General features: G+C 67.9%; 24 protein-coding genes and 1 tRNA gene. 9 read left to right on the plus strand and 16 right to left on the minus strand.

Annotation, left to right across the window (positions count from 1 at the left end; translation table 11 throughout):
* Positions 1–36 precede the first annotated feature (36 nt).
* The 4 genes from ispE to ACILR4_RS08045 all read left to right on the plus strand — a co-directional run bounded on the left by ispE (position 37) and on the right by ACILR4_RS08045 (position 2,825).
* The gene (gene ispE / locus ACILR4_RS08030; protein ID WP_395700417.1) at positions 37–927 is read left to right on the plus strand and encodes a 4-(cytidine 5'-diphospho)-2-C-methyl-D-erythritol kinase; all 891 of its coding nucleotides are present in this window, start codon (positions 37–39) and stop codon (positions 925–927) included.
* Between the two features lie 38 nt (positions 928–965).
* Positions 966–1,042 (plus strand) — tRNA-Gln (locus tag ACILR4_RS08035).
* Between the two features lie 54 nt (positions 1,043–1,096).
* Positions 1,097–2,059: a ribose-phosphate pyrophosphokinase gene (locus tag ACILR4_RS08040; protein ID WP_395700418.1), complete on the plus strand. Its 963-nt coding sequence runs from the start codon at positions 1,097–1,099 to the stop codon at positions 2,057–2,059.
* A gap of 100 nt (positions 2,060–2,159) precedes the next feature.
* Positions 2,160–2,825, plus strand: coding sequence for a 50S ribosomal protein L25/general stress protein Ctc (locus ACILR4_RS08045; RefSeq protein WP_395700325.1), 666 nt, complete (start codon positions 2,160–2,162; stop codon positions 2,823–2,825).
* A gap of 85 nt (positions 2,826–2,910) precedes the next feature.
* Here the strand turns inward: ACILR4_RS08045 and ald are convergent, their stop codons facing one another.
* Positions 2,911–4,026 carry an alanine dehydrogenase gene (gene ald / locus ACILR4_RS08050; protein WP_395700326.1) on the minus strand — a complete coding sequence of 372 codons (1,116 nt, stop codon included), beginning with the start codon at positions 4,024–4,026 and terminating at the stop codon, positions 2,911–2,913.
* Positions 4,027–4,154: 128 nt separating this feature from the next.
* On the opposite strand from ald, the gene ACILR4_RS08055 reads away from it, so the two are divergent.
* The 3 genes from ACILR4_RS08055 to ACILR4_RS08065 all read left to right on the plus strand — a co-directional run bounded on the left by ACILR4_RS08055 (position 4,155) and on the right by ACILR4_RS08065 (position 6,211).
* Positions 4,155–5,102: a LysR family transcriptional regulator ArgP gene (locus ACILR4_RS08055; RefSeq protein WP_395700327.1), complete on the plus strand. Its 948-nt coding sequence runs from the start codon at positions 4,155–4,157 to the stop codon at positions 5,100–5,102.
* An 84-nt stretch (positions 5,103–5,186) separates the two neighbouring features.
* Positions 5,187–5,813, plus strand: coding sequence for an aminoacyl-tRNA hydrolase (pth, locus tag ACILR4_RS08060; protein ID WP_395700328.1), 627 nt, complete (start codon positions 5,187–5,189; stop codon positions 5,811–5,813).
* Between the two features lie 62 nt (positions 5,814–5,875).
* On the plus strand, positions 5,876–6,211 hold the full coding sequence (locus tag ACILR4_RS08065; protein ID WP_395700329.1) for a hypothetical protein: 336 nt from the start codon (positions 5,876–5,878) through the stop codon (positions 6,209–6,211).
* On the opposite strand, the gene ACILR4_RS08070 is transcribed toward ACILR4_RS08065, so the two are convergent.
* From ACILR4_RS08070 to ACILR4_RS08130, 13 genes are all read right to left on the minus strand, one after another.
* Entirely contained in the window at positions 6,198–6,455 is a 258-nt protein-coding gene (locus tag ACILR4_RS08070) for a YfhL family 4Fe-4S dicluster ferredoxin (protein WP_395700330.1), read from the minus strand. The genes ACILR4_RS08065 and ACILR4_RS08070 overlap by 14 nt on opposite strands.
* A gap of 14 nt (positions 6,456–6,469) precedes the next feature.
* Positions 6,470–6,976, minus strand: coding sequence for a pantetheine-phosphate adenylyltransferase (coaD, locus tag ACILR4_RS08075; RefSeq protein ID WP_395700419.1), 507 nt, complete (start codon positions 6,974–6,976; stop codon positions 6,470–6,472).
* 32 nt (positions 6,977–7,008) lie between these two features.
* Positions 7,009–7,584, minus strand: a complete 576-nt coding sequence (gene rsmD / locus ACILR4_RS08080) for a 16S rRNA (guanine(966)-N(2))-methyltransferase RsmD (RefSeq protein WP_395700331.1) — start codon at positions 7,582–7,584, stop codon at positions 7,009–7,011.
* Positions 7,581–8,342 (minus strand): imidazole glycerol phosphate synthase subunit HisF, encoded by a 762-nt coding sequence (gene hisF, locus ACILR4_RS08085; protein ID WP_395700332.1) that lies wholly within the window; start codon positions 8,340–8,342, stop codon positions 7,581–7,583. Before hisF ends, rsmD begins: the two co-directional genes overlap by 4 nt.
* A gap of 2 nt (positions 8,343–8,344) precedes the next feature.
* Positions 8,345–9,085 (minus strand): 1-(5-phosphoribosyl)-5-[(5-phosphoribosylamino)methylideneamino]imidazole-4-carboxamide isomerase, encoded by a 741-nt coding sequence (gene hisA, locus ACILR4_RS08090; RefSeq protein WP_395700333.1) that lies wholly within the window; start codon positions 9,083–9,085, stop codon positions 8,345–8,347.
* A gap of 73 nt (positions 9,086–9,158) precedes the next feature.
* Complete coding sequence (gene hisH / locus ACILR4_RS08095; protein WP_395700334.1) at positions 9,159–9,818, minus strand: imidazole glycerol phosphate synthase subunit HisH; 660 nt, start codon at positions 9,816–9,818, stop codon at positions 9,159–9,161.
* 2 nt (positions 9,819–9,820) lie between these two features.
* Entirely contained in the window at positions 9,821–10,411 is a 591-nt protein-coding gene (gene hisB, locus ACILR4_RS08100) for an imidazoleglycerol-phosphate dehydratase HisB (RefSeq protein WP_395700335.1), read from the minus strand.
* 17 nt (positions 10,412–10,428) lie between these two features.
* A complete protein-coding gene (hisC, locus tag ACILR4_RS08105) occupies positions 10,429–11,514 on the minus strand; it encodes a histidinol-phosphate transaminase (RefSeq protein ID WP_395700336.1) in 1,086 nt (361 codons plus the stop codon).
* Between the two features lie 32 nt (positions 11,515–11,546).
* Positions 11,547–12,866, minus strand: a complete 1,320-nt coding sequence (gene hisD, locus ACILR4_RS08110) for a histidinol dehydrogenase (RefSeq protein ID WP_395700337.1) — start codon at positions 12,864–12,866, stop codon at positions 11,547–11,549.
* A gap of 22 nt (positions 12,867–12,888) precedes the next feature.
* Positions 12,889–13,530 carry an ATP phosphoribosyltransferase gene (gene hisG / locus ACILR4_RS08115; RefSeq protein ID WP_395700420.1) on the minus strand — a complete coding sequence of 214 codons (642 nt, stop codon included), beginning with the start codon at positions 13,528–13,530 and terminating at the stop codon, positions 12,889–12,891.
* Positions 13,531–13,630: 100 nt separating this feature from the next.
* Positions 13,631–13,891, minus strand: coding sequence for a BolA family protein (locus ACILR4_RS08120; protein WP_395700338.1), 261 nt, complete (start codon positions 13,889–13,891; stop codon positions 13,631–13,633).
* Between the two features lie 23 nt (positions 13,892–13,914).
* The gene (locus ACILR4_RS08125) at positions 13,915–14,676 is read right to left on the minus strand and encodes an ABC transporter permease (protein ID WP_395700339.1); all 762 of its coding nucleotides are present in this window, start codon (positions 14,674–14,676) and stop codon (positions 13,915–13,917) included.
* Positions 14,673–15,596: an ABC transporter ATP-binding protein gene (locus ACILR4_RS08130; RefSeq protein WP_395700340.1), complete on the minus strand. Its 924-nt coding sequence runs from the start codon at positions 15,594–15,596 to the stop codon at positions 14,673–14,675. Before ACILR4_RS08130 ends, ACILR4_RS08125 begins: the two co-directional genes overlap by 4 nt.
* A gap of 109 nt (positions 15,597–15,705) precedes the next feature.
* Here ACILR4_RS08130 and ACILR4_RS08135 point away from each other — a divergent pair, with 109 nt between their 5' ends.
* Both ACILR4_RS08135 and ACILR4_RS08140 read left to right on the plus strand, forming a co-directional pair.
* The gene (locus ACILR4_RS08135) at positions 15,706–16,374 is read left to right on the plus strand and encodes a TetR/AcrR family transcriptional regulator (RefSeq protein WP_395700341.1); all 669 of its coding nucleotides are present in this window, start codon (positions 15,706–15,708) and stop codon (positions 16,372–16,374) included.
* 26 nt (positions 16,375–16,400) lie between these two features.
* Positions 16,401–17,177 carry a hypothetical protein gene (locus tag ACILR4_RS08140; RefSeq protein WP_395700342.1) on the plus strand — a complete coding sequence of 259 codons (777 nt, stop codon included), beginning with the start codon at positions 16,401–16,403 and terminating at the stop codon, positions 17,175–17,177.
* Positions 17,178–17,185: 8 nt separating this feature from the next.
* Here ACILR4_RS08140 and proB read toward each other — a convergent pair whose 3' ends face one another.
* The gene (proB, locus tag ACILR4_RS08145; RefSeq protein ID WP_395700343.1) at positions 17,186–18,313 is read right to left on the minus strand and encodes a glutamate 5-kinase; all 1,128 of its coding nucleotides are present in this window, start codon (positions 18,311–18,313) and stop codon (positions 17,186–17,188) included.
* On the minus strand, positions 18,306–19,379 hold the full coding sequence (obgE, locus tag ACILR4_RS08150; protein WP_395700344.1) for a GTPase ObgE: 1,074 nt from the start codon (positions 19,377–19,379) through the stop codon (positions 18,306–18,308). Before obgE ends, proB begins: the two co-directional genes overlap by 8 nt.
* Between the last annotated feature and the right edge of the window lie 52 nt (positions 19,380–19,431).

Below are 19,431 nucleotides of genomic sequence, written 5' to 3' on the forward strand. Positions count from 1 at the left end.
GGTGGTCACGGTGCGCGCGAAGCTGGACAGCCCTTCGTGAGCCTGCGCGCGCTCTACGAGGTGCCGGCGCCGGCCAAGCTGAATCTCTTCCTGCACGTGATCGGCCGCCGTGCCGATGGCTATCACCTGCTGCAGTCGGTGTTCGTGCTGATCGACTGGTGCGACACGCTGCACTTCGAACGTCGCGCCGACGGTCGCCTGCAGCGTCACGACCTGGGCGCCGCCTTGCCGGAGGACGACCTGAGCCTGCGCGCGGCGCGCGCACTGCAGGCGGCAAGTGGCTGCCGGTTCGGTGCCGACATTTCGCTGCTCAAATCCGTGCCCTGGGGTGCGGGGCTGGGCGGCGGCAGTTCGGATGCGGCCAGCACCTTGCTGGCGCTGAACCGCCTGTGGGACCTGCACTGGCCGCGCGAGCACCTGCTGCGCATCGCGCTGACGCTGGGCGCCGACGTGCCGTTCTTCGTCGGCGGCCACAACGCATTCGTCGAAGGCATCGGCGAGCTCTTGCACCCGATGCCGTTGTCGGCGCAGCGCTTCGCCGTGGTCAAGCCGGCCGAATCGATTGCCACGCCTTCAATTTTTCGCAGCCCCTTGCTGCGACGCGATACGGAAGCTGCTATAGTCGCAGGCTTTCTCGCAGACACCCAGCTGCAGCAGAAGTTGATCGAAGGGTACGGTTGCAATGACCTGCAGCCACCGGCCGAACAGCTCTGCCCCGAGGTGACGCAAGTCGCCCGCTGGCTGGAAGCCCGCTTCGGCAACAGCCGCATGTCGGGCTCCGGCAGTGCAGTGTTTGCGAGAGTAGGCACAGGCAACCCGCCTGGGGCGACTGAGATGACGGAGCCGTTGAAGGATCTGCCAGCTCACTGGGTCGGTCGCATGTGCCGCAGCTTGCCGCAGCATCCGCTGGTTGGCTGGGCAGGCTGAACAGGTTTGAAGGGTTCGGCGCGAGCCGGGTCCTGTGTAGGGGAGTCGCCAAGTTGGTTAAGGCATCGGATTTTGATTCCGACATGCGAGGGTTCGAGTCCTTCCTCCCCTGCCAAACATCTGATACGCACCCTTCCCAGCAGCCTTGAAAGCCCCCACGGAGCGCGCCGTGCTGTTCAACACCGTGCTGTTCACCGGCAACGCCAACCCTGGCCTGACGCAGGAAATCGCCAAGAGCCTGGGCGTGGAGGTCGGCAAGGCCAGCGTCGGCCGATTCTCCGACGGCGAAGTCACCGTCGAGATCCAGCAGAACGTTCGCGCCCGTGACGTGTTCGTCGTGCAGCCCACCTGCGCGCCGACGAACGAGAACCTGATGGAACTGCTGATCATGGTCGATGCGTTGAAGCGCGCCAGCGCGCGCCGCATCACCGCCGTGATCCCCTACTACGGCTATGCCCGGCAGGACCGCCGCCCGCGTTCGATGCGCGTGCCCATCAGCGCCAAGGTCGTCGCGAACCTGCTGGAAACCGTCGGCGTCGAGCGCGTGCTGACGATGGACCTGCACGCCGACCAGATCCAGGGCTTCTTCGACATCCCGGTCGACAACATCTACGCCTCCCCGGTGCTGCTGTCCGACCTGAAGAGCAAGGCCTATCCCGACCTCGTGGTCGTGTCGCCCGACGTCGGCGGCGTGGTGCGCGCACGCGCGCTGGCCAAGCAGCTGGGTTCGGACCTCGCCATCATCGACAAGCGCCGCCCGAAGGCCAACGTGTCCGAGGTGATGCATGTCATCGGCGAGATCGAAGGGCGCAACTGCGTGATCATGGACGACATGATCGACACCGCCGGCACGCTGGTGAAGGCGGCCGAGGTGCTCAAGGAGCGCGGCGCCAAGCGCGTCTTCGCGTATTGCACGCACCCGATCTTCTCGGGCCCGGCGATCGAGCGCATTGCCAGCAGCAAGCTCGATGAGGTCGTCATCACCAACACCATTCCGCTGTCCGAGCCGGCAGCGGCCTGCAAGAAGATCCGGCAGCTGTCGGTGGCCTTCCTGTTCGCCGAGACCATCCGCCGCATTTCCGATGGCGAGTCGGTGACCTCGCTGTTCGCGGAGCAGAACAATAACTTCTGAGTGAAGCGGGTCGCGTTGCGGCCCGTTTCGCATTTGTCGGCGGCCTGCGTGCCGCCTTTACCTTGATGCCTGGTCGCGGGCATCCCACATGGAGCACACCATGAAATTCGTCGCTTTCGAGCGCAACCTGCAGGGGACCGGAGCGAGCCGCCGCCTGCGCATTGCCGGCAAGGTGCCGGGCATTGTTTACGGGGCCGGCGAGCCGAAGATGATCGAGCTCGACCACAACGCGCTGTACTTCGCGCTGAAGAAGGAAGCCTTCCATTCCTCGATCCTCGAGATGGATCTGGCCGGCGCCACGCAGAAGGTGCTGCTGCGCGACTTCCAGATGCATGCCTTCAAGCAGCAAGTGCTGCACGTCGACTTCCAGCGCGTGGACGACACCACCCGCCTGCACAAGAAGGTGCCGCTGCACTTCCACGGCGAAGAGAATTCGGTGGCCGTGAAGACCGACAAGTGCCTGGTCAGCCACGTCGCCAACGAGATTGAAGTGGAATGCCTGGCCACCCAGCTGCCCGAGTTCATCGAGGTGGACCTGGCCGGCCTGACCAAGGGCCAGTCGCTGCACGCCACCGACATCAAGCTGCCCGCCGGCATCAAGCTGGTGCGCCACGGCAGCCTGAACCCGGTGATCGTGTCCGCCACTGCGCCGAAGGCCGAAGAGGAAGCCGCGCCGGAAGCCGCTGCAGCCGCACCGGCCGCCCCGGCCAAGGGTGGCAAGGCGCCCGCCAAGGCCGCGCCGGCCAAGGACGCCAAGAAGAAGTGAGTCTCGACGGGCCTGCAACACAGGCCCCGCGAAGCGAAGGGCCCCGCCGCGTGCGGGGCTTTTTCTTGGCCGCTCTGGATCGCGCCTAGGCAATCAGCTGCTCGGCCGGCACATAGCGGTAGCCCAGCTGCTCGGCCACCGGTGCGCAGGTCACCTGGCCCTGCGCGACGTTCAGGCCCGCGCGCAAGTGCGCGTCGTCCTTCAACGCCTTGCGCCAGCCCTTGCCGGCCAGCGCCAGCGCATGACCCAAGGTCGCGTTGTTCAATGCGAACGTCGACGTGCGGGCCACGGCACCGGGCATGTTGGCCACGCAGTAGTGCACGACCCCGTCCACGACGAAGGTCGGCTCCGCATGCGTGGTGGCATGCGAGGTCTCGAAGCACCCCCCCTGGTCGATGGCCACGTCCACCACGACCGCGCCGGGCCGCATGCGCGACACCATCTCGCGCGTCACCAGCTTCGGGGCCGCGGCACCGGGGATCAGCACGCCACCGATCACCAGATCGGCCGCCAGCACCGATTCCTCGACGCTGTGGGCGGTGGAGTACAGCGTGTGGATGCGGTTGCCGAACACCAGGTCCAGTTGCCGCAGCCGGTCGACGTTCTTGTCCAGCACCGTGACGCGTGCGCCCATGCCCACCGCCATCTGCAACGCGTGCGTGCCGACCACGCCGCCGCCGAGGATCACCACCTGCGCGGCCTCCACGCCTGGCACGCCGCCCAGCAGCACGCCACGACCGCCCTTGGACTTTTCCAGATGCGCCGCGCCGGCCTGTACCGCCATGCGGCCCGCCACCTCGCTCATCGGTGCCAGCAGCGGCAGGCCGCCGCCAGGACCGGTGACCGTCTCGTAGGCCACGCAGACGGCGCCCGACTTCACCAGCCCGGCCGTCTGTGCCGGATCGGGCGCCAGGTGCAGGTAGGTGTACAGCAGCTGGCCCTCGCGCAGCATCGCGATCTCGCCGGGCTGCGGCTCCTTGACCTTGATGATCATCTCGCCGCGGGCAAAAACCTCCTGCGCATCGGCCGCCAGCTTCGCCCCGGCGGCCAGGTATTGCTCGTCCGGCAGGCCGATGGCCGCGCCGGCGCCGGCCTGAATCCACACCTCGTGGCCATGAGCGACCAGCTCGCGCGCGGCGGCCGGCGTCAGGCCGACGCGGTACTCGTGGTTCTTGATTTCCTTGGGGACTGCGATGCGCATGGTGAATGCCTCCTGGGCTCCTCGTTGAAACTGGGCGCGATTGTCAAAACGCGACGCCGCGCCACGAAGCTGCATCGCGAGATGTGCGACTACATTAGCGCCACTGATTCGCCCCCTCCATTCACGGGATGCACGCCTTCGACCCCGCCGCGCTCGAGTGCCTGGCCGCGTTGGCCGACGGCGGCAGCTTCGACCGCGCGGCGCAGCTGCTGTCGATCACGCAGTCGGCGGTGTCACAGCGGCTGCGCGCACTGGAGACCAGCCTGGGGCGCCTGCTCGTCGTTCGCTCTCGCCCGCTGCGGCTGACCCCGGCGGGCAAGGTGATGCTGCGCTATGCGCGGCAGATGCAGGCCATGCGTGCGGACCTGTCCCACGAACTGGGCGCCACGCTCGGCCAGGACGAACGCCTGCCCATCGCGGTGAATGCCGACAGCCTGGCCACCTGGGTGCTGCCCTCGCTCGATCCGGTGGTGCAGGCCGGTCATCGGGAGGGCTATGGGCTGGAGCTGATCGTCGACGACCAGGACTTCACGCACGACTGGCTGCGCGAAGGCGCGGTGCTCGGCTGCGTCAGCACGGTGGCCGAAGCGCTGCGCGGCTGCAGCGTCGAGCCCCTGGGCGCGATGCGCTACATCGCGGTCGCCAGCCCGGCGTTCTGCCAGCGCCAGCTGCCGCAGGGCCTGAACCGGGGCAATTTCGCGCAGGTGCCATGGCTGGTGTTCAACCGCAAGGACGACATGCATGCGCTGTGGGTCGGCCTGGCCTTCGGGCTGCGCGGCCCGCACCTGGTGGAACGTTACGTGCCCTCGACCGAGGCGCACGTGCGCGCCGCGGTGATGGGCTGGGGCATCGGCGTGATGCCGGAGCAAATGGCCGCCCCCTGGCTCGCCGCGGGCCAGTTGCAGGCGCTGTTCCCCGAGGTGTTTGTCGACGTGCTGCTGCACTGGCACCAGTGGCGGCTGCGCGCGGACGACGCGCCCGAGCCGCCCGCGCTGCGCGCCGGCGCGCTGGACCGCATCGGCCAGGCCTTGATCGAGGGGGCGCGCAGGGCCTTGCGACACCTGCCGCCCGGATAATCCCATCATGATCAGCCCCCAGCTCACTCTGTTCGCGCCCCCCGAGGGGGGCTTCGTGCCCTTCGGGCGGCCGGGCGGGCACGAATGATTCGCTTGCTGGTCGGCCTGGGCAATCCGGGCGCTGAATACGAGGGCACCCGTCACAACGCGGGCTTCTGGTGGATCGACGCCGCGGCCGACAAGCTCGGTGCGCGGCTGGCCTACGACCGGGCCTACCACGGCATCGTCGGGCGCGTGAATCCACCGGGTCTCGACGGCCCGGTGTGGTTGCTGCAGCCGCAGACCTACATGAACCTCTCGGGCAAGTCGGTCAGCGCGCTGGCGCGCTTCTTCAAGATCGAGCCGGCGCAGATCCTCGTGATCCACGACGAACTGGACCTGCTGCCCGGGCAGATGAAGATCAAGCAGGGCGGCGGCGTGGCCGGCCACAACGGCCTGAAGGACATCCAGGCCCAGTTGGGCACGGCCGAGTTCTGGCGCCTGCGCATCGGCATCGGCCACCCGGGGGTACGGGCCGAAGTGGCCAACTGGGTGCTGCGCAAGCCGGCGCCCGAGCATCGCGAGGCGATCCTGCAGTGCATCGCGCAATCCATCGAAGCGCTGCCGCTGCTGCTCGAAGGGCCGATGGACCGGGCGATGATGAAGATCCATGCCAAGCCGCCGCGGCCCAAGGCGCCGCCGGCGAACAAGCCAGCGGAGGAGACGCCTTGAATCGACCACCACGCGCGGCCCTCGCCGCCCTCTGCGCCGGGTGGCTGGCGCTGGGCAACGCAATGGCCCAGTCAGCGAGCACCGACACGGTCTACCGCTGCGGCCCGGACGGTCGCAGCTACTCCAGCACCCCGTGCGCCAGCGGCAAGCCGGTGGCAGTGGCCGACCCGCGCAGCGAGGCCCAGCAGCAGGCCGCACGGGATACCGCGCAACGTGAGCGTCAGCTGGCCGACAGGATGACGGCCGAACGGGTGCAGCGCGAGAAGTCCATCGTCCCGGCCGCGGCCGGCAACCTCGGCCCCCACACGCCCGCTCCCAAGGCCTCGGCGCCCAAGAGCGCCAAGCCGAAGAAGAAGCACGGGAAGCACCGGCCGTCGGCCGATCCTATGACGCGTTAGGCGCCACCAGCAGCCGGTACTTGGCCCAGAGCTCGTCGCGCGTCTCGATGTGCTGCGGGTTCACCGGGATGCAGGCCACCGGGCAGACCTGCACGCACTGCGGCTCGTCGAAGTGGCCGACGCATTCGGTGCACTTCTTCGGGTCGATCTCGTAGATCTCTTCGCCCAGCGAAATCGCCTGGTTCGGGCACTCGGGTTCGCAGACGTCGCAGTTGATGCAGTCGTCCGTGATCATCAAAGCCATGGTGGCAACGCGCGTCAGGCCTCCGGGTTGTTGGCCACGCGCTCCTTCAAACGGTTGAGCACCGACGGTGCCACGAACTTCGAGACATCACCGCCCAAGGTGGCAATCTCGCGCACGAAGGTGCCGCTGACGAACTGGAACTGGTCCGAAGGCGTCAGGAACAGCGTCTCGACATCGGGCATCAGCTGGCGGTTCATACCGGCCATCTGGAACTCGTACTCGAAGTCGCTGACCGCGCGCAGCCCGCGCACCACGACCTGGCCCTTGTTGGCGACGACGAAGTCGCGCAGCAGGCCGCGGAAGGCGACGACCTCGACATTGCGGTAGGGCAGCGCGATCTCGCTGGCGATTTCCAGCCGCTCGGCGATCGTGAACATCGTGCGCTTGTGGTGGCCGGCGGCCACCGCGAGGATGAGCTTGTCGAACAGCCGCGAGGCCCGGCGCATCAGGTCTTCATGGCCCAGTGTCATCGGGTCGAAGGTGCCCGGATAGACGGCAATCAGCGGCTTGGGGTGGTCCAGCACTCAGCGCTCCTCGTCGGCTGGCGGCGAGTTTAGCTGCTGCGCCGCAGCAAGTGGAAAGCCACCTGGCCGGCGCGGCCGGCGCGCCAGAGCTCGAATCCCGGCGGCGCTTCGGTCAAGGCTTCGCCGCACTCCAGGTACAGGAAGCCGCCCGGCACGACGAGCGGCTGCGCGGCGGTCAAGGCCGGCACCGCAAGGCCGGCATCGAAGGGCGGATCGAGCAGCACGAGCTCGAACCGGTCCGGCGCGCAGCGCCCCATCCAGGCCAGCGCATCGGCAGCTTCGATGCACAGCGCAGACGCCTTCAAGCGCGCCTGGCTCATGCGCAGGCTGCGCACCAGCTCGGCATCGCGCTCGATCATCACCACCTCGGCGGCACCGCGCGAACCGGCCTCGAAGCCCAGTGCGCCGCTGCCGGCGAAGGCGTCCAGGCAGCGCCAGCCGGTGAGGTCCTGGCCGAGCCAGTTGAACAGCGTCTCGCGCACGCGGTCCGGGGTGGGCCGCAGGCCCGGCTTGTCCGCCACCGGCAGCTTGCTGCGCTTCCACTGCCCGCCGATCAGCCGCACCTCATGCGGCGGCGCGACGCGGCTGCGCCTTGGCGCGGTCAAGGCCGCACCGGAATGCCGCGGCTGGCGAGCAGGGCCTTGGCCTGGCCGACGCTGAACTCGCCGTAGTGGAAGATGCTGGCCGCCAGCACCGCATCGGCCCCGCCGATCTGGATGCCTTCGGCCAGGTGCTCGAGCGCGCCGACGCCGCCAGAGGCAATCACCGGCACGGGCACGGCGTCGCTGACCGCCCGCGTGAGCGCCAGGTCGAAGCCGATCTTGGTGCCGTCGCGGTCCATGCTCGTCAGCAGGATCTCGCCGGCGCCATGCTCGGCCATCTGCCGCGCCCAGGCGACCGCATCGAGCCCCGTGTTCTTGCGTCCGCCATGGGTGTAGACCTCCCAGCCCTGGCCATCGGCCCGCGCCTTGGCGTCGATCGCCACGACGATGGCCTGCGCCCCGTACTTGCCCGAGGCGTCGCGGATCACCTGCGGATTGGCCACCGCGGCGGAATTGAAGCTCACCTTGTCGGCGCCGGCATTGAGCAGGCGGCGCACGTCTTCCACCGTGCGCACACCGCCGCCCACGGTCAGCGGAATGAAGACCTGCGAGGCCACCGCCTCGATGATGTGCAGGATCAGGTCGCGACCGTCGCTGGTGGCGGTGATGTCCAGGAAGGTCAGCTCGTCGGCGCCCTGCTCGTTGTAGCGCGCGGCGATCTCCACCGGGTCGCCGGCATCGCGCAGCTCGACGAAGTTGACGCCTTTGACGACGCGGCCACCGGTCACGTCGAGGCAGGGAATGATGCGTTTGGCCAGCATGCTCAGCTGCCGAGTTCGTCCGCGCGCTGCTGGGCGGCCGCGAAGTCGAGTGCGCCGGTGTAGATCGAGCGGCCGCAGATCACGCCTTCGACGCCTTCCCTTTCCACCGCGCACAGGCGTTCGATGTCGGCGATGTTCGACAGCCCGCCCGATGCGATCACCGGAATCGACAGGGCCTGCGCGAGCTTCACCGTGGCCTCGATGTTGATGCCGGTGAGCATGCCGTCACGGCCGATGTCGGTGTAGATCACGCCTTCGACGCCATAGTCCTCGAACTTCTTCGCCAGATCGACGACCTCATGGCCGGTGAGCTTGCTCCAGCCATCGGTGGCGACCTTGCCGTCCTTGGCATCGAGCCCGACGATGATGTGCCCGCCGAAGGCGCTGCAGGCGTCCTTCAGGAAGCCGGGGTTCTTGACCGCCGCGGTGCCGATGATGACGAAGCTCAGCCCGTCGTCGAGGTAGCGCTCGATGGTGTCGAGATCGCGGATGCCACCGCCCAGTTGCACCGGGATCTCGTCGCCGACCTCGGCCAGGATGGCCTTGATCGCCGCCTCGTTGACCGGCTTGCCGGCAAACGCACCGTTCAGGTCCACCAGGTGGAGGCGCCTGGCGCCGGCGTCGACCCATCGCCGCGCCATCGCAGCCGGATCCTCGCCGAAGGTGGTGGAGGCATTCATGTCGCCTTGCTGGAGGCGCACGCACTTGCCGTCTTTGAGATCGATCGCTGGAATCAGCAGCATGGCTGGTGGGCGGTGCTGGAAAAGGAAGGGGCCGGCTGGGGTGTCGGCGCGCTCAGGCCGTCGATGCGCGTGCTCAGGGCTTCCAGGCAAGGAAGTTCCGATACAGGCTCAGGCCGTGGGCCGCGCTCTTCTCGGGGTGGAACTGGGTGGCAAAAATGTTATCCCGCGCCACGGCGCAGGTAAAGCGGCCGCCATAGTCGGTCTCGCCGGCGCTGTGGCGCGCCAGTGACGGCCGCACGAAGTAGCTGTGTACGAAATAGAAGTAGCTGCCATCGGGCACGCCCTGCCAGATGGGGTGCACCGCGCCGTCGTGCACGGTCTGGTAGACCTGGTTCCAGCCCATCTGCGGCACCTTGAAGCGACTGCCATCGGGCTGCAGCCGACCTTCGAGCCGGAAGCGCTCGACATTGCCGGGAATCAGGCCCAGGCCCTGCGTGTCCTGCTCGTCGCTGTGGTCCAGCAGCATCTGCATGCCGACGCACACGCCCATCAGCGGCTTGCGTGCCGCGGCATCGAGCACCGCGTCCTTCAGGCCCGAGTCGTGCAGCTCGCGCATGCAGTCGCGGATTGCGCCCTGGCCCGGCAGCACGACGCGCTCGGCCGCCATCACTTCCTCCGGCCGTTGGGTGACGACGACCTCGTAGCCGGATGCGGCCGCCACGTGCTGCACCGCCTGCGACACCGAGCGCAGGTTGCCCATGCCGTAGTCGACCACCGCAACGGTGCGTGCCATGGTCAGAGGCTCCCCTTGGTCGAGGGGATCACGCCGGCCGAGCGCGGGTCGAGCGTCAGCGCCATGCGCAGCGCACGGCCGAAGGCCTTGAACACGGTCTCGGCCTGGTGGTGGGCGTTAGCGCCCTTCAGGTTGTCGACGTGCAGGGTCACCAGGGCGTGGTTCACGAAGCCTTGGAAGAATTCGTAGGTCAGCTGGGTGTCGAACGCGCCGACCATGCCGGCCTTGAACGGGATGTCCAGGTGCAGGCCGGGGCGGCCGGAGAAGTCGACCACCACCCGCGACAGCGCCTCGTCCAGCGGCACGTAGGCATGACCGTAGCGGGTGAGGCCTTTCTTGTCACCCACCGCCTGCGCCACCGCCATGCCGAGCGTGATGCCGACGTCTTCCACCGTGTGGTGGCCGTCGATGTGCAGGTCGCCCTGGGCTTCGATGTCCAGGTCGATCAGGCCATGACGCGCCACCTGATCGAGCATGTGGTCGAAGAACCCGATGCCGGTGGCCAGCCTGGCCTGCCCGGTGCCATCGAGGTTCAGGCGCACGCGGATCTGCGTTTCCTTGGTGTCGCGCCGGACGTCGGCAATGCGGTCCATGGTGGGTCTCTGCTCTTTCACAACGAAGCGCGCAAGGCCTCGATCATCTGCGGATTCTCGTCCGGCGTGCCAATCGTCAAGCGCAGGCAGTTGGCCAGCAGCGGGTGCAGCGCCGAGACGTTCTTCACCAGCACGCCACGCTGCTTCATGCCGGCAAAGGCCTTCGCCGCATCGGGCACGCGGGCCAGGATCATGTTGGCCTGGCTCGGGTATGGGCGCACGCCCGGCAATTGCTGCAGCTGGGTGAACAGCCTGTCGCGTTCGCTGCGGATCGCCGCGGCCTGGCGCGCGTATTCGTCCACATGCTCGAGCGCGAACAGCCCGGCCTCTGCATTCAGCACGCTGACATTGAACGGCGGGCGCAGCTTGTCGATCTCGCCGATCAGTTCACGCTGGCCGATCAGGTAGCCGATGCGCACGCCGGCCAGGCCGAACTTGCTCATCGTGCGCATCAGCAGCACATGCGGGAAGCGCCGCAGCCTCGGCATCGAATCGCGGGCCGCGAAGGGCTGGTAGGCCTCGTCCATCACCACCAGGCCGTTGACATGGCCCATGGCCTCGACGAGACGATCGATCACCGCGTCGTCCCACAGGTTCGCGGTGGGGTTGTTCGGATAAGCCAGGTACAGCAGCGTGGGCCGGTGCTGCTCGATCGCGGCGAGCATCGCCGCCTCGTCGAGTTCGAAGTCGGACGTCAGCGGCACCCCGACGAACCGGATGCCCTGCAATGCCGCCGACAGGCCGTACATCACGAAGCCCGGCAGCGGTGCCATGAACACCGCGCCCGGCACGTCGCAGGCCATGCTGAGCATCGTGATCAGCTCGTCCGACCCATTGCCCAGCGTGAGCGCGCAATCGGCCGGCATGCCGGCATGCGCGGCCAGCGCGGCGCGCAGGTCGTCGGTGCGCTCGGCCGGGTAGCGGTTGATCGCGATGCGGCCCAGCCGTTCGCCCAGCGCCTGCTGCAAGGCCGGCGGCAGGCGGTAGGGGTTCTCCATCGTGTCCAGCTTGACCAGGCCGGCACTGGGCTGCACCGCATAGGCGTGCATGCCCTGGATGTCGCTGCGGATCGTGCGGCTCATGCAGGCGGCGAGGTCGCTCATGGCAGATGTCGTTGGGTGGAGGTGCCGGGGTGTCAGCGCGACGGCAGGCGCAATTCCGCGGCGCGGGCATGGGCCTGCAGACCTTCGCCGTAGGCCAGTTCCGCCGCGATCGGCCCTAGCTGGCGCGCACCGGCTGCGCTGACCTCGATCAGGCTGCTGCGCTTCTGGAAGTCGTAGACGCCCAGCGGCGAGCTGAAGCGCGCGGTGCCCGAGGTCGGCAGCACGTGGTTCGGCCCGGCGCAGTAGTCGCCCAGGCTCTCGCTGGTGTAGGCGCCGAGGAAGATGGCGCCGGCATGGCGCAGAAGCGGCTCCCAGCGCGCGGGCTCGCGCGAGCTCACTTCCAGGTGCTCGGGCGCGATGCGGTTGCTGATCTCGCAGGCTTCGTCCATCGAGCGCGTATGGATCAGCGCGCCACGGCCTTCGAGCGAGGCGCGGATCACGGCATGGCGCGGCATGCCGGGCAGCAGGCGGTCGATGGCCTCCTTCACCGCGGCGATGTAGCCGGCATCGGGGCTCAGCAGGATGCTCTGCGCCAGCTCGTCATGCTCGGCCTGGCTGAACAGGTCCATCGCCACCCAGTCCGCCGGCGTGCTGCCATCGGCCAGCACGAGGATCTCGCTCGGGCCGGCGATCATGTCGATGCCGACCTGGCCGAACACGCGGCGCTTGGCCGACGCGACGTAGGCATTGCCGGGGCCGGTGATCTTGTCGACGCGCGGGATCGTCGCGGTGCCATAAGCCAGGGCAGCCACCGCCTGCGCACCGCCGACGGTGAAGGCGCGTGTCACGCCGGCCACGTAGGCCGCGGCCAGCACCAGCGCGTTCTTCTCGCCGCGCGGCGTGGGCACGACCATCACGATCTCGCCGACGCCGGCCACCTGCGCCGGCAGCGCGTTCATCAGCACCGACGAGGGATAGGCTGCCTTGCCGCCCGGCACGTAGATGCCGACGCGGTCGAGCGGCGTGACCTTCTGGCCCAGCAAGGTGCCGTCGGCGTCGCGGTACTGCCAGCTCAGGCCGCAGGCCTGCAGCTGACGCTCGTGATAGGCCCGCACGCGTTCGGCGGCGGCCTGCAGCGCGCTGCGCTGCGCGGGGGTGATGGCATCGAGCGCGGCACGCAGCTCGTCGCGGGTCAGCTCCAGCTGCTGCATGCTGCTGGCCGGCAGGCCATCGAAGCGCGCGGTGTAGTCGAGCACCGCGGCATCGCCACGCGCACGCACGTCGGCCAGGATCTCGGCGACACGCTGCTCGATCGCCTCGTCCGTTTCGGCCGACCAGTGCAGCACGCGCGTGAACTCGGCGTCGAAGTCGGCGGCGGCGGTGCTGAGCTGGCGGATGTTGACGGCAGACATGGCGGGCAGTCAGGATGGGCGATCAGGCGGGTTGCGTGGCGCGGGAGAACGCGTCGATCAGCTGGCGGATCGGCTCGCGCTTCAACTTCAGCGCGGCCTGGTTGACCACCAGCCGCGAGCTGATGTCGAGGATGCGCTCGACCTCGACCAGGTTGTTGGCGGCCAGGGTGCTGCCGGTGGACACCAGGTCGACGATGGCATCGGCCAGGCCGGTCAGCGGTGCCAGCTCCATCGAGCCATAGAGCTTGATCAGGTCGACGTGCACGCCCTTGTCGGCGAAGTGCTGGCGCGCGAGCTGCGTGTACTTCGTGGCCACGCGGATGCGCGAACCCTGCTTCACCGCGGCGGCGTAGTCGAAGTCGGCGCGCGTGGCCACGCTCATGCGGCAGCGGGCGATGCCCAGGTCCAGCGGCTGGTACAGGCTGGCGCCGCCATGTTCCAGCAGCACGTCGAGCCCGGCCACGCCCAGGTCGGCACCGCCTTGCTCGACATAGGTCGGCACATCGGTGGCGCGCACCAGCACCACCCGCACGTCCGGTCGGTTGGTCGGCAGGATCAGCTTGCGGCTCTTCTCGGGGTCCTCGGTCACCGCGATCCCTGCGGCGCCCAGCAGCGGCAATGTTTCGTCGAAGATGCGGCCCTTGGACAGGGCCAGGGTCAACAAGCCTGCGCTCATGCGATCCTCTCGCTCGGTTTCGGTGCCGGTGGTCGGTGCCGCGTCACGTGGCTTCCAGGCTGCCAGGGCAGCCACGCGGCGCCGGGTCTCAGTGGCTGGGTTGATGCGGCGCGGCCGCCCATTCGGTGGGCGTCAGGGTCTTCATCGACAGCGCATGGATCTGCTCGCGCATGCGATCGCCCAACGCGGCATACACACGCTGGTGGCGCGCAACGCGGCTCTTGCCGACGAAGTCGGCCGACACGATGGTGGCGAAGAAATGTCGGCCGTCGCCCTCCACCTCGAGGTGTTCACAAGGCAGGCCCGCGGCGATGAAGCTGCGGACGTCGGCGGCGCTGGGTTCGGACATGATGGCCCGGATTATCGCAAACGCTATTGACGCAGCTTGTAGCCGATGGCGAGCAGCCGCACTGCCAGCCCCGAGACGAGCAGGAAGCTCGTGCCAACGATGGCCAGGCTCAGCCACGGTGACACGTCGCTGTGCCCGAAGAAGCCGCGCCGGAAGCCGTCGATCATGTAGAAGAACGGGTTCAGGTGGCTCACCGCCTGCCACACGGTGGGCAGCGACTTGACAGAATAGAACACGCCGGACAGGAAGGTCATCGGCATGATGATGAAGTTCTGGAACGCGGCCATCTGATCGAACTTCTCGGCCCACAAGCCGGCGATCAGGCCCAGCGAGCCCAGCATGCCGGCGCCCAGCGCGGCGAACACCAGGATCCACCACGGCTCGGCGAACGAGGGTGGCGCGAACCACACGGTGACGAGGAACACGCCGCAGCCCACCGCCAGCCCACGCACGACCGAGGCGCCGACATAGGCCGCGAACCAGGCCCAGTGCGACAGCGGCGTGACCAGCAGGAACACCAGGTTGCCGGTGATCTTGCTCTGGATCAGGCTGGACGAACTGTTGGCGAAGCTGTTCTGCAGCACGCTCATCATCACCAGGCCGGGAATCAGGAAGCTGGTGTAGCCCACGCCCTGGAACACCTGCACGCGGTCTTCGAGCACGTGGCCGAAGATCAGCAGGTACATCACCGCGGTGAGCACCGGTGCGGCGACGGTCTGGAACGCCACCTTCCAGAAGCGCAGCAATTCCTTGTAGAACAGCGTGCGGGCGCCGGCGAGCTTCATGCGGCCACCTCCGCGTGGGCCGGGGACTGCATGATGTCGAGGAACACGTCCTCCAGGTCGGCGCGGCCGATCTCCAGGTCTTCGACCTGCACGCCGGCGGCGCGCAGCGCGGCCAGCAACTGCTCGACCTCGGCGGCGTCATGCGCCTTCAGCTGCACGATGCGACCGGTGACGCGCGCCTGCGACGCGAGGGCCGGCGGCAGCGCCTGGTCGGTCTTGAAACGCAGCATCGTGCTCGCCATGCCGCGCAGCAGGTCCGCGGTACGATCCAGCGCCACCAGCCGGCCCTGCTTGAGCATGCCGATACGGTGGCACAGCGCCTCGGCCTCCTCGAGGTAATGCGTGGTCAGCAGCACCGTGTGGCCTTCGCGGTTCAGGCGCGCGATGAAGGCCCACAGCGTCTGCCGCAGTTCGACGTCGACCCCGGCTGTCGGCTCGTCCAGCACGATGACCGGCGGCCGGTGCACCAGCGCCTGCGCCACCAGCACGCGGCGCTTCATGCCCCCCGAGAGCTGCCGCATGTTGGCACCAGCCTTGTCGGCCAGGCCCAGGTTCTCGAGCAGCTCATCGATCCACGCGTCGTTGTGCTGCACGCCGAAGTAGCCGCTCTGGATGCGCAGCGTCTCGCGCACGCTGAAGAAGGGGTCGAACACCAGTTCCTGCGGCACGATGCCGAGCGACTTGCGGGCTTGCGCATAGTCCTCCCGCACGTCGTGGCCCATCACGGTGACCCGGCCCTGGCTGGCCCGGGTGAGGCCGGCGAGGATGCTGATCAAGGTGGTCTTGCCGGCGCCGTTGGGCCCGAGCAGGCCGAAGAACTCGCCCTGCTGGATCTCGAAACTGACACCGGCCAGCGCCTGGAAGCGGCCGCGCGGCCCGACATAGGTCTTCTCGACCTCTTGAAAACAGACGGCGGGCATCAGGGACGGCAAGGTACGCTGGAAGGCGGGATGGCGCGGGATTGTAGGGAGAGCGCTCGGTTCCTGCAGGCGGGCTTGATGCTAGATTCCCGCGAGCCCTTTCGCACCCATGCAAGCCCCGCCCAAGAAGCCCCGCCGCACGGCTGAACGCATCCTCGAGGTGACGCTCGACCTGTTCAACCGTTTTGGCGAGCCCAACGTCAGCACCACGCTGATCTCGGCCGAACTGGGCATCAGCCCCGGCAACCTCTACTACCACTACCCTGCCAAGGACGAGCTGATCAACGCGCTGTTCGATCGCTACGAACGCTCGCTGTCCGAGTTGCTGCACGCGGCGGACAACGTTGGCAACGTCGAAGACGCGTGGCTGTTCTTCCACATGATGTTCGAGCTGGTGTGGCAGTACCGCTTCCTGTACCGCGACTTGAATGACCTGCTCAGCAAGAACCGCCGGCTGGAGACGCACTTCCAGTTCGTGCTGAAGAACAAGTCCCGCGCGGTGCAGGCGGTGCTCGATGGCCTGACGCGCGGCCGCAAGCTGAAGATCGACCCGCGCGAATCCGATGCGGCGGCGAATGCCATGGTCGTCGTGCTGACCTACTGGCTGAGCTACGAGTACGTGCGCGACCCGCGCAAGGCCCTGGAGCCCGAAAGCGCCTCGGCGGCCCTGTCACGCGGTGCCTACCATGTGCTGAGCCTGTTGATGCCCTACCTCGACCCACAGGCCCGTGAGCACCTGTTCGAGATTGCCGGCGCCTACCGCAACGGCAACACCTGATTCCCACCCGACGAGGAGACACCGGCATGGCCAAGTGGACCGCATTTCCCTATGACAACGGCGACTACCAGTACGACGCCGCCGCCCTCAAGAAGCAATGGGCACGGCTGCATGCGGGCGACGCCGAGCCGTTGCCGAAGGACGAGAAGGTGTTGGCCGCCTGGAGCCTGTTCCACGCCGGGGAATTCCAGAAGGCCTGCGAGGCCGGCCTGAAGGCAGGCGGCGCCGGCATCACGGTTGCAAACAAGGCGCAGGCCATCTATGCGAACTACCTGGAGAAGAGCGAGAAGACCAAGCTCGCGATGTTCCAGGAGGTGGCCGAGCGCGCCGAAGCGCAGGCCGCCGAGGACCCCAAGAATCCCAACGCGCACTACTGGATGGCCTACGCACTGGGCCGCTACAGCCAGGGCATCAGCGTGGCCAAGGCCCTGGCCCAGGGCCTGGGTGGCAAGGTGAAAGCGGCGCTCGAGACCACGATCAAGCTCGCGCCGAAGCACGCGGATGCCCACATCGCGCTCGGCGCCTTCCATGCCGAGGTGATCGACAAGGTCGGCAAGCTGCTGGGCAAGACCCAGGGCGCGGACGCCGCCACCGGGCTCAAGCTCTACCAGCAGGCGCTGAAGTTGAACCCGGGCTCGGCGATCGCGATGGTCGAGTACGCCAACGGGCTGGTGATGCTCGAAGGCGACAAACGCATGAAGGAGGCCGAGAAGCTGTATGCCCAGGCCGCCGAATGCGAAGCTGCAGATGCGATGGAACGGCTCGACGTGGAGATGGCCAAGGCCGAGCTGGAAGACGACTGAACCTGCGCTCAGGCCGCCGCGGACAGCACCAGGTTGTCGCGGTGGATCAGTTCGTTCTCGTTGACGAAGCCGAGCAGGCCGGCAATCTGTGACGAAGGCTTGCGCGCGATCAATCGTGCCTCGGCCGACGAGTAGTTCGCCAGGCCGCGTGCAATCTCAACGCCGGCCGAGGAGCGCACCGCGATGACGTCGCCGCGGTGGAATTCACCCTCGACCTCGATGACGCCGATCGGCAGCAGGCTCTTGCCTTCATCGCGCAGCTTGATCGCCGCCCCATCATCGACCGTGACCGCGCCGCGCAATTGCAGGTGGTCGGCCATCCACTGCTTGCGCGCGGCCACCTTCGCGGTGCCGGCGACCAGCGCGGTGCCGATTGGTTCGCCAGCCGCCAGGCGCAGCAGCACATCGGGCTCGCGGCCCCAGGCAATCACCGTCGACGCGCCGCTGCGCGCCGCTCGCTTGGCCGCGAGCACCTTGGTGATCATGCCGCCCTTGCCGATCGACGATCCGGCGCCGCCCGCCATCTGTTCCAGCGCGGGATCGCCAGCCAGGGCCTCCTCGATGAACCGCGCCGCCGGATCCTTGCGCGGATCGGCCGAGTACAGGCCGCGCTGATCCGTCAGGATCACCAGCAGGTCGGCTTCGACCAGGTTGGCGACCAAGGCGCCCAGCGTGTCGTTGTCGCCGAACTTGATCTCGTCGTTGACCACGGTGTCGTTCTCGTTGATCACCGGGATCACCTGCAGGTCCAGCAACGTCAGCAAGGTCGAGCGCGCGTTCAGGTAGCGTTCGCGATCGGCCAGGTCGGCATGGGTCAGCAGCACCTGCGCGCTGCGCATGCCATGGCGCGACAACTGGGTCTCGTACATCTGCGCCAGGCCCATCTGGCCCACAGCCGCAGCGGCCTGCAGCTCGTGCAGCTCGGTGGGGCGCGAGGCCCAGCCCAGGCGCTTCATGCCTTCGGCAATGGCGCCGCTGGAAACCATCACGAGCTCACGGCCCTGGCCCGCCAGCGCGGACAGCTGGCGCGACCAGTTGCCCACCGCCTCGGCGTCGATGCCCTTGCCCTCGTTGGTGACCAGGCTCGAGCCGACCTTGACGACGATGCGGCGCGCGTGCTTCACCACTTCAGCCATCGGCGACTCCCGCCTCGGCGTCGAAACGCGGATCCACTTCCGGTGGCGGCGCCGCCTTCTGGGCCGCCACATGCTCGTAGATCGCCTGAACCATGGGATCGAGGCCATCGCGCGCGAGCGCAGAGATCTCGAACACCGGCCCCTTCCAGCGCAATCGCTTGACGAAGTCCTTCACTCGCGCGGCGCGCTCTTCAGCCGGCACCATGTCCAGCTTGTTCAGCACCAGCCAGCGAGGCTTCTGGTACAGCGCTTCGTCGTACTTGCGGAGTTCCTTGACGATGGCCTTGGCCTGCGCCACCGGATCGACCGCATCATCGAAGGGCGCCAGGTCCACTAGGTGCAGCAACAGCCGAGTGCGCTGCAGGTGGCGCAGGAACTGATGACCGAGGCCGGCACCTTCGGAGGCCCCCTCGATCAGGCCCGGGATGTCGGCCACGACGAAGCTGCGCTCGGGGCCGGCACGTACGACGCCAAGGTTCGGGTGCAGGGTCGTGAACGGGTAGTCTGCAATCTTGGGCCGGGCATTCGAGATCGCGGAGATCAAGGTGGACTTGCCGGCATTCGGCATGCCCAGCAGTCCGACATCGGCCAGCACGCGCAGCTCGAGCTTCAGCTTCTTTTGCTCGCCCGGCCAGCCGGGCGTCTTCTGTCGCGGCGCACGGTTCGTGCTGCTCTTGAAGTGCAGGTTGCCGAAGCCGCCGTCGCCGCCCTTGGCCAGCATCACCGGCTCGTCCGGTACCAGCAGCTCGGCGATCACCTGGTCGGTCTCGAAGTCCTTGATGATCGTGCCCACCGGCATGCGCAGCAGGATGTCGTCGGCCGCCGCACCGAACTGGTCCGAGCCGCGGCCAGGCTCGCCATTGCGCGCTTCGTGGCGGCGCGCGTATCGGAAGTCGATCAGCGTGTTGAGGTTGCGATCGGCCACCGCGTACACGCTGCCGCCCTTGCCTCCGTCGCCGCCATTGGGCCCGCCGAACGGAATGAACTTCTCGCGCCGGAAGCTGACGCAACCGGCCCCGCCGTTGCCGGCCGCGACATCGATGGTGGCTTCGTCGACGAATTTCATGGTGGCAGTGTCAGGGCTGATCGGGCAAAACAAAAGCCCCGGCGGGCCGGGG

Origin of the sequence: Aquabacterium sp. (genome assembly GCF_044226965.1) — a bacterium.
Lineage (GTDB): Bacteria > Pseudomonadota > Gammaproteobacteria > Burkholderiales > Burkholderiaceae_C > Pseudaquabacterium.

Bases quoted from the DNA above. Each gene is read 5' to 3' on its own strand.
- hisD (WP_395700337.1), bottom strand. From the start codon at position 12,866: ATGTCTGCCGTCAACATCCGCCAGCTCAGCACCGCCGCCGCCGACTTC.
- obgE (WP_395700344.1), bottom strand. From the start codon at position 19,379: ATGAAATTCGTCGACGAAGCCACCATCGATGTCGCGGCCGGCAACGGC.
- proB (WP_395700343.1), bottom strand. From the start codon at position 18,313: ATGGCTGAAGTGGTGAAGCACGCGCGCCGCATCGTCGTCAAGGTCGGC.
- hisF (WP_395700332.1), bottom strand. From the start codon at position 8,342: ATGCTGGCCAAACGCATCATTCCCTGCCTCGACGTGACCGGTGGCCGC.
- hisH (WP_395700334.1), bottom strand. From the start codon at position 9,818: ATGGCACGCACCGTTGCGGTGGTCGACTACGGCATGGGCAACCTGCGC.
- ACILR4_RS08120 (WP_395700338.1), bottom strand. From the start codon at position 13,891: ATGTCCGAACCCAGCGCCGCCGACGTCCGCAGCTTCATCGCCGCGGGC.
- ACILR4_RS08125 (WP_395700339.1), bottom strand. From the start codon at position 14,676: ATGAAGCTCGCCGGCGCCCGCACGCTGTTCTACAAGGAATTGCTGCGC.
- ACILR4_RS08055 (WP_395700327.1), top strand. From the start codon at position 4,155: ATGCACGCCTTCGACCCCGCCGCGCTCGAGTGCCTGGCCGCGTTGGCC.
- hisA (WP_395700333.1), bottom strand. From the start codon at position 9,085: ATGCTGCTGATTCCAGCGATCGATCTCAAAGACGGCAAGTGCGTGCGC.
- ald (WP_395700326.1), bottom strand. From the start codon at position 4,026: ATGCGCATCGCAGTCCCCAAGGAAATCAAGAACCACGAGTACCGCGTC.
- hisB (WP_395700335.1), bottom strand. From the start codon at position 10,411: ATGGACCGCATTGCCGACGTCCGGCGCGACACCAAGGAAACGCAGATC.
- ACILR4_RS08065 (WP_395700329.1), top strand. From the start codon at position 5,876: ATGGCCCAGTCAGCGAGCACCGACACGGTCTACCGCTGCGGCCCGGAC.
- pth (WP_395700328.1), top strand. From the start codon at position 5,187: ATGATTCGCTTGCTGGTCGGCCTGGGCAATCCGGGCGCTGAATACGAG.
- ACILR4_RS08135 (WP_395700341.1), top strand. From the start codon at position 15,706: ATGCAAGCCCCGCCCAAGAAGCCCCGCCGCACGGCTGAACGCATCCTC.
- ACILR4_RS08045 (WP_395700325.1), top strand. From the start codon at position 2,160: ATGAAATTCGTCGCTTTCGAGCGCAACCTGCAGGGGACCGGAGCGAGC.
- hisC (WP_395700336.1), bottom strand. From the start codon at position 11,514: ATGAGCGACCTCGCCGCCTGCATGAGCCGCACGATCCGCAGCGACATC.
- ACILR4_RS08140 (WP_395700342.1), top strand. From the start codon at position 16,401: ATGGCCAAGTGGACCGCATTTCCCTATGACAACGGCGACTACCAGTAC.
- ACILR4_RS08070 (WP_395700330.1), bottom strand. From the start codon at position 6,455: ATGGCTTTGATGATCACGGACGACTGCATCAACTGCGACGTCTGCGAA.
- ACILR4_RS08130 (WP_395700340.1), bottom strand. From the start codon at position 15,596: ATGCCCGCCGTCTGTTTTCAAGAGGTCGAGAAGACCTATGTCGGGCCG.